The following is a 12905-nucleotide window of genomic DNA, read 5'->3' on the forward strand; positions in this document are numbered from 1 at the left end:
GGAGAATCTACCGGCCCCGCGACGGCCGTCCGGAGGAAGGTCGGCCTACTGCACCCGGACCACGGGCCCGGGGGCGAGCGGCGCACGCCCGGCCCCGGACCGCCCCGCGGTCACACCAGCCAGGCGGCCGTGCCGACCGGGAGCTGACCGTCGACCAGCGGCCGGCTGGACAGCAGCACCTCGCCCGGCGGCAGCGGGACCGGGGCGGTGGAGGTGTTGAGCGCGCAGATCAGGGTGCTGCCCACCCGGCGGAAGGCGAAGCAGCCCTCCGGGGCGCCGAACCACTCGATCTCCTCGCCGCGGAACGCGGGGTGCGCGGCGCGGGCCTCCATCGCGTGCCGGTACAGCGACAGCGTCGAACCCTCGTCCTCGAGCTGGGTCTCGGCGGTGAAGGTGGCCCACTCCGGCGGGATGGTGGACCAGTCGACCTGGGCGGCGGAGAACCCGAACGGCGGGTGCTCGCCCTCCCACGGCATCGTGATGCGCTGGTTGCCCGGCAGGCCCAGCTCCTCGCCGTGGCGCAGGCACACCGCACCGGGCAGCGCGAGCTGCACCAGGGCCATCGCCCGGACCGGGGTGAGGGCGGCGGCGTTGCGGCTGCGCTCGGTGTCCCGGCTGGCCATCGCCCAGGCCGGTCGCCGACCGCCCGGTGCGAGCACCCGGGTGACGGCCGACTGCACCGCTTCGGCGTGGAACCCGGCGATCGGCAGGTCGATGTTGAAGTCGAGCTGCCACGGACCCTCGCCGCTGCCGATCACCACGTGCTCGGGGATCCGCGCGACCGCGTCGGCCAAGGCCCCGTGCGGGTCCTCCCGGGGAGCCAGGTGGAACCCGTCGATCTCGTGCTCCAGCCACGGCGCGAGCGCCTGCTGCGGATCGGTCCGCGCCGGGTCGACGTCGGCGGCGGCCAGCACCCGGAAACCGGCGTGGCGCGCTTCGGACAGGAAGCGGGTGAGCCCGGCCGCCGCCGGGTCGATCCCGGCCAGCACGAGCGCGTCCACCCCGAGCAGTTCGAGGTAGCCGAGCCGATCGCGCAAGCCGTCGAGGTCGCCCACCCCGTCGGCGTCGACGTCGGCGAAGGAACGCACGCCGACGCGGTAGAACACCGCGTCCGCGTACCAGGGATCAGTGCGTGCCGGCCACATCAGGGGGTGTTCCACCTCATCGTGTTAGCGGTGGCGGTGGACCACGCCCGGCGCGGTGCGGGGACGCGGGGCCTTGCCACGTTGGCGTCCTTCCTCGGTGCCTGTCCGTGCGGTCGTCTCGTTCTTCGCGGAGCGGCGCCCTCCGCCGCGGGTGCCACGGCGGGCCCTCAGAACCAGGAGTTGACCATGCTGTGCGCGGCCATCTCCAGGTAGCTCCAGAGCTGCTCCCGGTGCTCCGGCGCCAGGTTCTCCTCGTCGACGGCGATCCGCATGCAGCGCAGCCAGGCGTCCCGCTCCGCCGGGCCGATCTTGAACGGCGCGTGCCGCATCCGCAGCCTCGGGTGGCCGCGCTGGTCGGAGTAGGTGTGCGGGCCTCCCCAGTACTGCACCAGGAACAGCCGCAGCCGCTCCTCCGCGGGGCCGAGGTCCTCCTCCGGGTACAGCGGCCGCAGCAGCTCGTCGGCGGCCACTTCCTGGTAGAAGCGGGCGACGATCCGGCGGAAGGTCTCCTCGCCGCCCACCTGTTCGTAGAAGGTCTCCACGGAAGTCACCACACCATCCTCTCAGCGAACGCCCGGGGAAGTCTGCCGCCCGGGGTGCGGCGGAGCCAACCCCGGGTCGCGGTCACTGCGCCGGGCTCGTCGGCGGCACCGGCCGCCCGAACGGGTAGGGCGGCTTGATGTCCTCGTCGTCGTAGGCCTGCTTGATCTCGGCCCGCAGCCGCCGCTGCACCGCCCACTGCTGGCCGGGCCGGACCTTGGTGGTCAGCCGCAGCGTGATGGTGTCGGCGGTGATCGAGTCCACGCCGAGCATCTCCGGCGCCTCCAGGACGTCCTTGGCCAGCGGGTCCCGCGAGGTGGCTTCGGTGGCGACCTGGGTGGCCACCTCGATGGCCTTCTGCACGTCGCTGTTGTGCGAGATCGGGAAGTCGACCACCGCGACGGCGAAGCCCTGGCTGGAGTTGCCGACCCGCAGGATCTCGCCGTTGCGGACGTACCAGACCGTGCCGTTGAGGTCGCGCAGCGTGGTCACCCGCAGGCCCACCGCCTCGACCGTGCCGATGGCCTCGCCGAGGTCCACCACGTCACCGACGCCGTACTGGTCCTCGACCATCATGAACATCCCGGACAGGAAGTCCCGGACCAGGTTCTGCGCGCCGAAGGAGACCGCGACACCGAGCACACCGGCCGAGGCCAGCACCGGCCCGAGCGGGATGTTGAGCACCTGGAGCACGTACATCACGGCGAGGCCGAAGATGACGAACGTCGCCACCGACTTCAGCACCGAGCCGATGGTGCGGGCCCGCTGCTTGCGCCGCTCGGAGAGCAGCTCGGCGGTCAGCGTGTCGGCGCGCCGCTCCTTCATCGGCTGGAGCAGCTTCGGCGTCTTGCCGCCGCCGCCCCGGGTGATCCGGGTGATCGTGCGGTGCACGAAGTACCGGATGATGAACGCGACGAGCAGGATGACGAGGATGTTCAGCGGCTTGGCGATGAGCAGGTCGGAGTACATCGCCATCCAGTGGTTGCCGGTCCAGGTCCACACGGTGTGGCACCAGGTCCCGACTTCCTCGACGCAGCTCGGTTGGGTGAGTAACGGCAGGTTCATGGCTTCGGGGGTTTTCTCCGTGCTGTCGTTCGGGGGAAACGGCAACAGAGCGGCGCAGGTCGACCGCACCCGTCCGGGTATCGCGAACGCCCCGCCGCCCACGAGATCCGAGGTCACCTGCGCGCGGCACCATTGCCGGGCGTGCCGGGGCCCGCCGTCGAGAGCCCCGGCACGCCCGGCCGGGCCTCAGTCGACCGCGAGCCCGGTCGCCTCCGCGAGGAAGGCGAGCTGGTCGGTCGCCAGCCCCACAGTACGGGACACCGAACGGGCCGAGTGCCCGACCTCGGTCTCCCTGCGCAGCAGCACCGGGCGCTGCGCGGGGTCGGAGGCCGTGGCCTGCTGGAGCTCGGCGCACATCTTCCTGGCGTGGTTCGGGTCCACCCGGGTGTCCGACTCGAACACCGTGAACAGCACCGACGGGTACTCCGTGTGCTTCGTCACGTTGTGGTACGGCGAGTAGGACAGCAGCCAGCCGAGCTCCTCCGGGTCGTCGGCCGTGCCGTACTCCTCGTTCCACGTCCGACCCAGCAGGAACCGCTCGTAGCGCACCATGTCCAGCAACGGCGCCGAGCACACCACCGCCCGGTAGAGGTCGGGGCGCTGGGTCAGGGCCGCGCCCACCAGCAGACCGCCGTTGGAGCCGCCGGTGATGGCGAGCTGCTCCGGGGTGGTCCAGCCCTGTTCGACGAGGTGCGCCGCGGCGGCGTGGAAGTCGTCGAAGGTGTTCTGCTTGCGCTCCCGCATCCCGGCGAGGTGCCAGTCCTCGCCTTCCTCGCCGCCGCCGCGCAGCGAGGGCAGCGCCCACACACCGCCCGCGGCGACCCAGGCCAGCGCGGTCGGCGCGTAGCCGGGCTCGCGGGACAGCGAGAACCCGCCGTACCCGGTCATCAGCGCCGGGCGCGGCCGGTCCGGGTCGCCGGTGGAGCTGATCAGGAACATCCGCACCGGCGTGCCGTCCGACGAGGTGTAGGTGACCTGCTGGGTGCGCACCCGGGGCAGGTCCACCGCGCCGGGCGCGGACCGCTCCAGGGCGGTCTCCCCGGTGGCGCGGGAGTGGACGTGCACGCAGGGCGGGGTGGCGAAGTCGGTCCAGCCGATCCACAACCGGTCCCGGTCGTGCTCGGTGCGCTCGTCGACGGTGGTCAGGCCGATGATCTGGCCGGTGCCCGGCAGCGGGACGTCACCGACGCGGGCGCCGTCGGACGGCCGGTGCAGGCTCAGCTCGGACACCGCGTGCCGGGTGCGCAGCACCGCCAGCAGCGGGTCCGCGCCGTCGTCGAACCAGCGCACCGCCTCCAGCACCGAGTCGGGCTCCTCGGCGAGCAGCTCGGTCCAGTGCTCCGGCTCCGGCCGCCGCGGATCGGCCACGCACAGCCGCCAGCGCGGCGCGTCCAGCGTGGTCATCACGTAGAGCCGGCCGTCGCGCTCCACCCACGACGAGACGCGGTAGCCGTCGGTGGTGTCGACGATCTGGCGCAGCGGCGGGGCGGCCTCGCCGGTGGACAGGTCGGCGATCCACACCGAGTCGCGGCGGGCGGTGCCCGGGCTGCCCTCGATGACCAGCCAGCGGCCGTCCCGCGAGACGGTGGTGCCGTAGTAGAAGGTGTGGTCCTGGCCCTCGCCGTGCACCAGCACGTCCTGCTCGGGGTCGCCGCCCACCCGGTGCCGCCAGACGCGCCGGTGGAACTGCTCCTCGCCCTCGGGCACCAGTTCGGGGGCGAGCCTGCGGATGTAGAAGAACTCCTCGCCGCCGGGCAGCCAGGAGATCGACGAGTAGCGGCAGCGGTCGATCGGCCCCTCGACGAGCTCGCCGGTGGTCACGTCCATCACGTGCAGCAGCGATTCCTCGTCGCCGCCGACCGAGACCTGGTAGGCGAGCAGGTCGCCCTCCAGGCTCGGCGACCAGGTGTCGAGCGTGGTCAGCCCCGACGGGTCGAGCGCGGTGACGTCCAGCAGCACCCGCTCGGTGCCGTCGGGTTCGCGCACGGTGAGCACCGCGAACTCCTGGTCGGCCTCGCGGCGGGTGAAGAACGCCCGCCCGCCCCGCCACTGCGGGACCGACACCGAGCCGGCCGACAGCAGCGACCGCATCCGCTCGGTGATCGCGTCGCGGCCGGGCAGCGACTCCAGTTTCTCGCGGGCGAGCACGTCCTGCTGCGCCGACCACGCCTCGGTGCGCGGATCGGTGGGATCTTCCAGCCACCGGTACGGGTCGGCCACCCGGTGCCCGTGCAGATCTTCGACGATGTCCTCGCGCTGCGCGCGCGGGTAGGTCAGATTCGCTGGTTGAACGTCGGTCACGGTCGACGACTGTACGTGGGCGCGGTGATCAGGCCGAGGTCTCGCGGAGATCGTTCCCACCGGAATCGGCGGGATTCACCCGGAATGATCATTTATCCGCTGATGCGCGCGCGAGCATGTTTTCTTCACCGCGAATGCGTTCGCAATTCGCCGCTCGTTCACGTGGTGCAGCGAATCACACGTGCATTCGCGCGGGGTTCTGTGTTCGACTTAGGCCGATACCCGGTGGAGGTGGTCGCGTGCCCGACCGACAACCGACCCGACAATCGGCGCCGCGGGGCGCGGCCCACGGGCTCGTCCCCCGGACCGCGCTGTGCCAGGTCACGCGCGCGCCGGACCGGCCGCCCGGCCAGCCGCCCGGGGGCAAGCGCCGGGTGCTGCTGCTCAACGCCACCTTCGAACCGCTGACCGCGCTGCCGCTGCGCCGCGCGATCGTGCTGGTGGTGTGCGGGAAGGCCGAGGTCGTGCACGGGGACGCCGCCGGCGAGGTGCTGCACTCCGCCAGCGAGAGCCTGGCGGTGCCGTCGGTGATCCGGCTCAGCACCTTCGTCCGCGTCCCCTACCGGGGGCGCGTGCCGCTGACCCGGTCGGCGCTGATGCTGCGCGACGCGCACCGGTGCGTCTACTGCGGAGCGCGGGCCGAGACGATCGACCACGTGGTGCCGCGCAGCAAGGGCGGGCCGCATTCCTGGGAGAACTGCGTCGCCTGCTGCCGCAAGTGCAACCACCGCAAGGCCGACCGCACCCTCAGCGAGCTGGGCTGGCAGCTCCCGGTCGCGCCGCGGGCGCCGCGCGGCAGGCACTGGCGGCTGCTCGCCGGGCTCTCCGAGACGGACCCGCTCTGGCTCCCGTACCTGGGCGATCCGGCCGCCTGAGGGGCTGCGCCGGGGCCGCACCTCGCGGGGTCGCGCGCCGCCTCCCGGTGCCGAGCGGTTCCCGCCCGGCTCAGCGCACGCCCGCGCCACGCCGCACCCCGCTGATCCGCACGCCCCGGTGGTGGCCGCTGATGCGCACCCCGCGCCGCGAGCTGATCCGGACCCCGCGGTAACCGCTGATCCGGACGCCGTGCTGTCCGCTGATCCGCACGCCGTGCTGCTGCCCGCTGATCCGGACCCCGCTGGAGCCGCTGATCCGGACGCCGCGGTGGTACCCGCTGATCCGGACGCCGCGCTGCCCGCTGATCCGGACCCCGCTGGATCCGCTGATCCGCACGCCCCGTTCCCGACCGCTGATTCGGACCCCCCGCTGGTGGGCGCTGATTCGGACGCCGCGCCGTGCCCCGCTGATGCGCACGCCGCTCCGGGAGTCGGGACCGGCCATTCGCACTCCGTGGTCGCGCAGCGGTTGATCATTCACCGGAAGAGTGAGAATGCTGCTCTGGACGGCGGTTTCGAAGATCGACATGGTGTGCCTCCTGCATTCGTACGGCAACTTGAGCGTGGTTGATCAAATATGCAAGGCCCATACAGGTGAAAAACTATGGGCAAAATTGATCCCGAACAAGCCGCCAAGTCGCCGCCGACTGCAAACGTCTGGATGGACTCCATTCGACGGCGACGGCTCCGCCGTACGAGTGATCGAGGGTGAGTTATACCACAGGATACTCGTGACCGTGGGTAATTCGCGTCCGCTTCGCGAAGTTCCGACCGGTGCGATCGGTTCCGGGGCGGACCGGCGACCCGCTGCCGGAAGAGGACGACGTGCGCCACGTCATCGGATACCGTACGGGCGTGAGTGTCCTGCAGACTGTGCTCGCCCTGGCGGTCGTCCCGGTGGCCGTCTACGCCGTGGTCACGCTCATCGTCCTGTGGCCCAAGCTCGCCCGGCCCCGCCGCCGGCGCGGGGACGGCTGGGACTTCGCCCCGGTGTTCTGGGTGGCCGATCCCGCGCGGGTCAACGCCGCCGGGCCGGTGACCGACGTGGAGTCCGAGCTCGGACCGGATGAACAGCAGCCCAGCACCGCCCGGGGAGGCGCACGTGGCACGTGGTGAGGACGCCGCCCTGCTCGCGGCTCAGGAAAGCGGCGACACCGGAGGCGTGGTGACGCCGACCGGGCGCCTCTCGATCGCCCGGCGGATCGAGCCGGACCGCCCCCGGCTGCCGTTCAGCCCGGGGCAGCTCGCCCGGGTCGACGAGGCGATCGCGCTGTCCACCCGGACCACCGGCCTGGAGTTCGCCGTCTACGTCGGCGGCCTGGGCGAGGATTCCCGCGCGCAGGCCGAGGACATGCACGCCACCCTCGGCGCCCGCGCGGCCGAAGGCGTGCTGATCGCGGTGTCGCCGGGGGAGCGCAAGTTCGAGATCGTCACCGGCGACGAGGCGTACCGGCGCATCCCGGACCGGAGCTGCCAGCTCGCCGCCATGAGCATGGTCGCCTCCTTCAAGGAGGACGAGCTCATCGACGGGCTGATCGGCGGGCTGCGGATGCTCTCCGACGCCGCAGGCACCCGAGCCGAAGCACGCTCCGCCCACTGACCGCACGACCAAGAGGCCCGCGAGGCGAACAACCTCGCGGGCCCAGTCGTGCCTTCCGGACCGAGAAGCCCAGGACGCCCAGTCCAGGCGAACCCCGAAGCGACACCAGGCCACCATCAGCCAAGCGGCGACGCGCACGCCACCAGCAACCCCGTCAGGCAAGCGGCGCGAGCCGCTTCCGCTTCACCCCACCCTCGCAACCGGCACCGCCGCGGGTTCTCAGCGGTCTTCTCGCGAGGACGCCCTGATGCCGTGTATGGGCATACATCAAGAAGGGCGCCCGGAGCGAGAAGACCGCTGAGGTTCCGCCACCGGCACCGCTCCGCAGCGGAACCACAACACCTTCCCAGCGAGAAGGCCGCTGAGGTTCCGCCACTGGCACCGCCAAGCAAGGCGAGACGGGACAACCTCAGCTCAAGAACGGTCGAATTCTCGGGCTGCTAGTGCCCGCACAATCCCCGCCCTGCCCTCGGACACCAGTCGGCGCAGTGCCGCCGGGTGCTCCCCGGCCAGCCACGCGTCGGCCTCGGCCACCGTGTCGTCCTGCACGGCCCAGGAGGGGAACAGCCCGATCACCGTGGGCTGGGCGCGCTCGCTGGACCGCCGCTGCCACACCTCGTCGATCTCGGCGAAGTACCGCGCCACGTACGAGGTGAGCAGGTCGCGCTGCGCGGGGTGCTGGAACCCGGCGATGATCGCGTCGCTGACCGCGTTGGGCAGCTCGTCGTCGTGCACCGCCCGGTTCCAGGCCAGCTCCTTGGACGCCGCGGTCGGGATCAGCGCCCGCGCCCGCTCGGCGCGCCGCCGCCCGGTGGCGGTCTGGTCCTGGTCGAGCTGGGCCTCGATCTCCGACTCGTCGGCCGCGCCGTGCGCCACCAGGGCTTGCAGGAGCTGCCAGCGCAGGTCGGTGTCGACCAGCAGGCCCTCCAGCGGCGCGGTGCCGTCGTACCAGCCGCGCAGCACCGCGACCTGGTCCTCGTCGAGCACCGATCCGGTCAGCGAGTTGACGAAGGCGAGCTGGTGGTCCGAGCCGGGTTCGGCGGCGGTGGCCAGCTCGATCAGCCGGGCGGAGTAGCGCGCCCAGCCCTCCGCCTGCCAGGACGGGTCCACGTAGGACGCCAGCGCGGTCTGGGTCTGCATCAGCACCCGCTGCACCACGCCGATCTCGCTCTCCGCGCCGATCCCGCCCTCGGGCGAGGTGCCCAGCACCAGGCTGACGAAGTCGCGGGCCTTGAGCTCGGCCTCCCGGGTCATCTCCCAGGCGGTCGACCAGCACAGCGCGCGGGGCAGCGACTCCTCGACGTCGGCGATCCGGTCGATCAGGGTCGCCAGCGACTCGGGGTCGAAGCGCAGCGAGCAGTAGGTGAGGTCGTCGTCGTTGACCAGCACCAGCTTGCCGCGGTGCACCCCGACGAGGTCGGGGACCTCGGTGCGCTCGCCGGTGACGTCCAGCTCCACCCGGTGCTCGCGCACCAGCTTGCCGGTCTCCGGGTCGTCGTCGTAGATCCCGATCGCGAGCCGGTGGGTGCGCAGTTCGCCTTCGCCGGGCCGGGCCGGGCTCTGCAGCACCGCGAAGGAGGTGAACCGCCCGTCCTCGTCGGTGCCGAACTTCGGCCGCAGCATGTTCAGCCCGGTGGTCTCCAGCCATTCGGCGCTCCACCAGGACAGGTCCCGCCCGGAGGCCTCCTCCAGCGCGACCAGCAGGTCGTTGAGGGTGGCGTTGCCCCAGGCGTGCCGCTGGAAGTAGACCCGCAGCCCGGACAGGAAGCCTTCCAGCCCCACGTAGGCGACGAGCTGCTTGAGCACCGAGGCGCCCTTGGCGTAGGTGATGCCGTCGAAGTTGACCTCCACGGCCTGCAGGTCCGGGATGTCGGCGGCGACCGGGTGGGTCGAGGGGAGCTGGTCCTGCCGGTAGGCCCAGGACTTCTCGACGCTGGCGAAGGTGGTCCAGGCGTGCCGGTACTCGGTGCCGCCGACCTGCGCGAGCACGCTGGCCCAGGTGGCGAACGACTCGTTGAGCCACAGGTCGTTCCACCAGCGCATGGTGACCAGGTCGCCGAACCACATGTGCGCCATCTCGTGCAGCACGGTCTCGCAGCGGCGCTCGTAGAGGTAGCCGGTGACCTTCGAGCGGAAGACGTAGTCCTCCAGGAACGTCACGCAGCCGGCGTTCTCCATCGCACCCGCGTTGAACTCCGGCACGAAGCACTGGTCGTACTTGCCGAACGGGTACGGCACGCCGAACGCCTTGTGGTAGAAGGCGAATCCCTGCTTGGTCTCGGTGAACAGCCGCTGGGCGTCGAGGTGCTCGGCCAGCGAGGCGCGGCAGTACAGGCCCAGCGGGATGGGGTCCTGGCCGTCGTCGCCGGGGAACTCGTCGCGCCACTCCGCGTACGGCCCGGCGACCAGCGCCACCAGGTAGGTCGACATCGGCCGGGTGGTCTCGAAGGCGTGCCGCCGGACGTCGGCGGTCAGGTCGGTGACCTCGGCCGCGGCGTTGGAGATGACCTTCCAGCTCGCCGGCGCGTCGACGGTGAGCTGGTAGGTGGCCTTGAGGTCCGGCTGGTCGAAGCAGGCGAACATCCGCTTCGCATCGGCCGTCTCGAACTGGCTGTAGAGGTAGACGCCGCCGTCGACCGGGTCGATGAAGCGGTGCAGGCCTTCGCCGGTGTTGGTGTAGGCGCAGTCGGCGGCGATGACGAGCTCGTTGGTCTCGGCCAGGTCGGGCAGCCGCAGCCCGCGCGACTCGTCGTAGTCGGCGAGGTCGAGCTCGATGCCGTTGAGCACGGCGCTGCGGATCCGCGGGGCGATCAGGTCGATCCACGTGTCGGCGCCGACCTCGGCGCTGCGGAAGCGCACCGCGGTGGTGGAGCCGAAGGTCTCCACCTCGGGACCGCCCGCGCCACCGGAGAGGTCGAGATCGACCACGTAGGAATCGACCTGGAGCAGCGCCGCGCGCTGCTCGGCCTGTTCGCGGGTGAGGTTCGGCGGTGCCACGGATCACCTCGTTGTTCGTCGGGAATGGCCTCGCCGGTGTGCCGCACCGGCGGAGGCATCAAATCATGTCGACGCGCCCCGGCGCGTGCGGCTCCGGCGTGCTGTCGGCGTGTCGGCACGATCACCCGGCGGGGCGGCGGTCCGAACGGTGAAACCGGGAAGACGGCGGGGTGGCGCGGGGTTGTTGTTGAATGGCAGCGTTCGAACCGAGCCGACCGAGGAGTCCCCAGATGAGTGCAGCCGCCAAAGCCCAGGTCGACTTCTACTTCGACCCAGCGTGCCCGTTCGCCTGGGTCAGCTCCCGGTGGATCCTGGAGGTGCAGCAGGTCCGGGACATCGACCTTCGGTTCCAGGTGATGAGCCTCGCCGTGCTCAACGAGGGCCGCGACCTGCCCGCCGAGTACCAGGACCTGATGGCGCAGGCGTGGGGCCCGGTGCGGGTGCTCATCGCCGCCGCGCAGCAGCACGGCGACGAGGTGCTCAGCCCGCTCTACACCGCGATGGGCACCCGGATCCACGACCAGGGCAACCGGGACTTCGCCCAGGTCACCGCGGAATCGCTGGCCGAGGTGGGGCTGCCCGCGTCGCTGGCCGAGGCCGCGACCAGCACCGAGCACGACGAGGCGCTGCGGGCCAGCCACCACCGGGGCATGGACCCGGTCGGCGACGAGGTCGGCACCCCGACCCTGCACGTCGACGGCGTCGCGTTCTTCGGCCCGGTGATCACCCGCATCCCGCGCGGCGAGGAGGCGGGCACGATGTTCGACGGCGCGGTCGCGCTGGCCCGCAACCCGTACTTCTTCGAGCTCAAGCGCACCCGCACCGAGGACCCGCGGTTCGACTGAGCCGTGGAGCGGCCCACCACCGCGGCCGAGGCGGTCGCGGTCCAGGAGCGGCTGCGCCCGCTGGTCCGCACCGACCGGCCGCTGCCGCCGGTGCGGACCGCGGCCGGGCTCGACGTCGCCTACTTCCCCGGGTCGGACCGGCTGGTCGCCGCGGTTACCGTGCTCGACGTCGAGACGCTGTCCACCGTGGACAGCCGCGCGGTCCGCGGCACCGCCGATTTCCCCTACCTGCCGGGGCTGTTCGCCTTCCGCGAAGCGCCGTCGCTGCTGCGCGCCCTGGACGGGCTCACGACGTCACCGGACGTCCTGGTCTGCGACGGGCAGGGCCTCGCGCACCCGCGCCGGTTCGGGTTGGCCTGCCACCTCGGGGTGCTCACCGGCCTGCCCAGCATCGGCGTCGGCAAGACCGCGCTGGGCCGCTACGACCCGCCGGGCGAGGAGCGCGGCGCCACCAGCCCGCTGCTGCTCGACGGCGAGGTCCTCGGCCGCGCGCTGCGCACCCGGCGCGGCGTCAAACCGGTGTTCGTCTCGGTGGGCCACCGCTGTGACCTCGACTCGGCGTGCGAGCTGGTGCTGCGGCTGGCCCCGCACCACCGGCTGCCCGAGACCACCCGCACCGCCGACCGGCTCGGCCGCGACCTCAGCTGATCCGGGCGCGCAGCCAGTCCGGCAGGTTCTCCTCGTCGCGCGGGAACATCTCCTGCTCCTGCGCGTAGTCGGCGTCCGTGGCGCTCCACGGAACTTCGAGCTCCCGGTTGTAGTAGGTCTCGTAGGTGTCCGGCGGGCTCATCCGGAAGAACGCCGAGAACCAGGTGCCGAGGCCCTCTTCGTGCATCCCCACCCGGAGCCGCCAGAACAGGGCGTTGAGCTCGGTGGGCGGGTTCCAGGCGAGCATCTCACCCGCAGCGTCCTGCGCGCCCGCGCCGATCTCCACGTGCCGGCCGATGGCCTTGTACTCCACGGCGATGAGCTGCCACCCCTCCGGAGCGGAGTCGAGGACGATCCTGGCCACCTCGTCGAGCAGTTCCTTCTGCTCGACGGGCCCCATCCCGTCGGTCTGGCTCATGCGTTGCTCCTGTGGTTTCCGGGGATGGACGGGCGGCAGTCTAGTGGTGCGATCACCGGGTCACCCCTCCCACTCCGCCTCGAACTCGGCGGCCTCGGCGAACCGGGCGGCCAACCAGTCCGGGACGTGCTCGTCGTCGCGCGGGAACCGCTCGTGGTCGAGCACGAACGCGGTCGGTGCGATCGTCGGCGACCACTGCGGATCGTCGGTGAAGTTGAACCGCACCTCGGGCTCGGCGTCCCGGCGCAGCTCGACGTGCGCCGAGAACCAGGTGCCGCGCCCCGGCTCGTACATCGCCGCGCGCGCCTCGCGCAGCAGCGCGCTGACGCCCGCGGGAAGCGGGTCGAGCAGCGGTTGCCCGTTCTGCCGCGTCCCGCTCAGCACCGCCTGGCTGATCCCGGCGTCCCGGAAGTCCAGCCGCAGCCGCGCCCAGTCCTCGGGCAGCCCCGCCCGGAGCAACCCGAGGACCTC

General features: G+C 72.0%; 13 protein-coding genes. 5 read left to right on the forward strand and 8 right to left on the reverse strand.

What is annotated here, in order from left to right; genetic code table 11:
- Positions 1-110: 110 nt before the first annotated feature.
- The 4 genes from ABD976_RS29620 to ABD976_RS17690 all read right to left on the reverse strand — a co-directional run bounded on the left by ABD976_RS29620 (position 111) and on the right by ABD976_RS17690 (position 5051).
- Positions 111-1145 (reverse strand): alpha-amylase family glycosyl hydrolase, encoded by a 1035-nt coding sequence (locus ABD976_RS29620; RefSeq protein WP_369774844.1) that lies wholly within the window; start codon positions 1143-1145, stop codon positions 111-113.
- 167 nt (positions 1146-1312) lie between these two features.
- Positions 1313-1696, reverse strand: coding sequence for a globin (locus tag ABD976_RS17680; RefSeq protein ID WP_345364507.1), 384 nt, complete (start codon positions 1694-1696; stop codon positions 1313-1315).
- Positions 1697-1769: 73 nt separating this feature from the next.
- Positions 1770-2750 carry a mechanosensitive ion channel family protein gene (locus ABD976_RS17685; protein WP_345364509.1) on the reverse strand — a complete coding sequence of 327 codons (981 nt, stop codon included), beginning with the start codon at positions 2748-2750 and terminating at the stop codon, positions 1770-1772.
- A 186-nt stretch (positions 2751-2936) separates the two neighbouring features.
- Positions 2937-5051, reverse strand: a complete 2115-nt coding sequence (locus ABD976_RS17690; RefSeq protein WP_345364511.1) for a prolyl oligopeptidase family serine peptidase — start codon at positions 5049-5051, stop codon at positions 2937-2939.
- 239 nt (positions 5052-5290) lie between these two features.
- Between ABD976_RS17690 and ABD976_RS17695 the strand changes: the two genes are divergently transcribed.
- Complete coding sequence (locus ABD976_RS17695) at positions 5291-5926, forward strand: HNH endonuclease (RefSeq protein WP_369774845.1); 636 nt, start codon at positions 5291-5293, stop codon at positions 5924-5926.
- Between the two features lie 70 nt (positions 5927-5996).
- On the opposite strand, the gene ABD976_RS17700 is transcribed toward ABD976_RS17695, so the two are convergent.
- Positions 5997-6263: a right-handed parallel beta-helix repeat-containing protein gene (locus ABD976_RS17700; RefSeq protein ID WP_345364513.1), complete on the reverse strand. Its 267-nt coding sequence runs from the start codon at positions 6261-6263 to the stop codon at positions 5997-5999.
- Positions 6264-6781: 518 nt separating this feature from the next.
- Here ABD976_RS17700 and ctaJ point away from each other — a divergent pair.
- Both ctaJ and ABD976_RS17710 read left to right on the forward strand, forming a co-directional pair.
- Positions 6782-7042: an aa3-type cytochrome oxidase subunit CtaJ gene (ctaJ, locus tag ABD976_RS17705; protein ID WP_345364515.1), complete on the forward strand. Its 261-nt coding sequence runs from the start codon at positions 6782-6784 to the stop codon at positions 7040-7042.
- A complete protein-coding gene (locus ABD976_RS17710; protein ID WP_369774846.1) occupies positions 7029-7526 on the forward strand; it encodes a DUF5130 family protein in 498 nt (165 codons plus the stop codon). The genes ctaJ and ABD976_RS17710 overlap by 14 nt, the downstream gene beginning before the upstream one ends.
- A gap of 414 nt (positions 7527-7940) precedes the next feature.
- Here the strand turns inward: ABD976_RS17710 and pepN are convergent, their stop codons facing one another.
- Positions 7941-10523: an aminopeptidase N gene (pepN, locus tag ABD976_RS17715; RefSeq protein ID WP_345364517.1), complete on the reverse strand. Its 2583-nt coding sequence runs from the start codon at positions 10521-10523 to the stop codon at positions 7941-7943.
- Between the two features lie 230 nt (positions 10524-10753).
- Between pepN and ABD976_RS17720 the strand changes: the two genes are divergently transcribed.
- Both ABD976_RS17720 and ABD976_RS17725 read left to right on the forward strand, forming a co-directional pair.
- A complete protein-coding gene (locus ABD976_RS17720) occupies positions 10754-11368 on the forward strand; it encodes a mycothiol-dependent nitroreductase Rv2466c family protein (protein ID WP_345364520.1) in 615 nt (204 codons plus the stop codon).
- A gap of 3 nt (positions 11369-11371) precedes the next feature.
- Positions 11372-12016: an endonuclease V gene (locus ABD976_RS17725; protein WP_345364522.1), complete on the forward strand. Its 645-nt coding sequence runs from the start codon at positions 11372-11374 to the stop codon at positions 12014-12016.
- Here ABD976_RS17725 and ABD976_RS17730 read toward each other — a convergent pair.
- Together ABD976_RS17730 and ABD976_RS17735 are read right to left on the reverse strand one after the other, a co-directional pair.
- Positions 12009-12434 carry a hypothetical protein gene (locus ABD976_RS17730; protein WP_345364524.1) on the reverse strand — a complete coding sequence of 142 codons (426 nt, stop codon included), beginning with the start codon at positions 12432-12434 and terminating at the stop codon, positions 12009-12011. The genes ABD976_RS17725 and ABD976_RS17730 overlap by 8 nt on opposite strands.
- 60 nt (positions 12435-12494) lie before the next feature.
- Positions 12495-12893 (reverse strand): hypothetical protein, encoded by a 399-nt coding sequence (locus ABD976_RS17735; RefSeq protein ID WP_345364526.1) that lies wholly within the window; start codon positions 12891-12893, stop codon positions 12495-12497.
- Positions 12894-12905 lie beyond the last annotated feature (12 nt).

It is taken from the genome of Saccharopolyspora cebuensis (genome assembly GCF_039542665.1).
Taxonomy (GTDB): Bacteria; Actinomycetota; Actinomycetes; order Mycobacteriales; family Pseudonocardiaceae; genus Saccharopolyspora; species Saccharopolyspora cebuensis.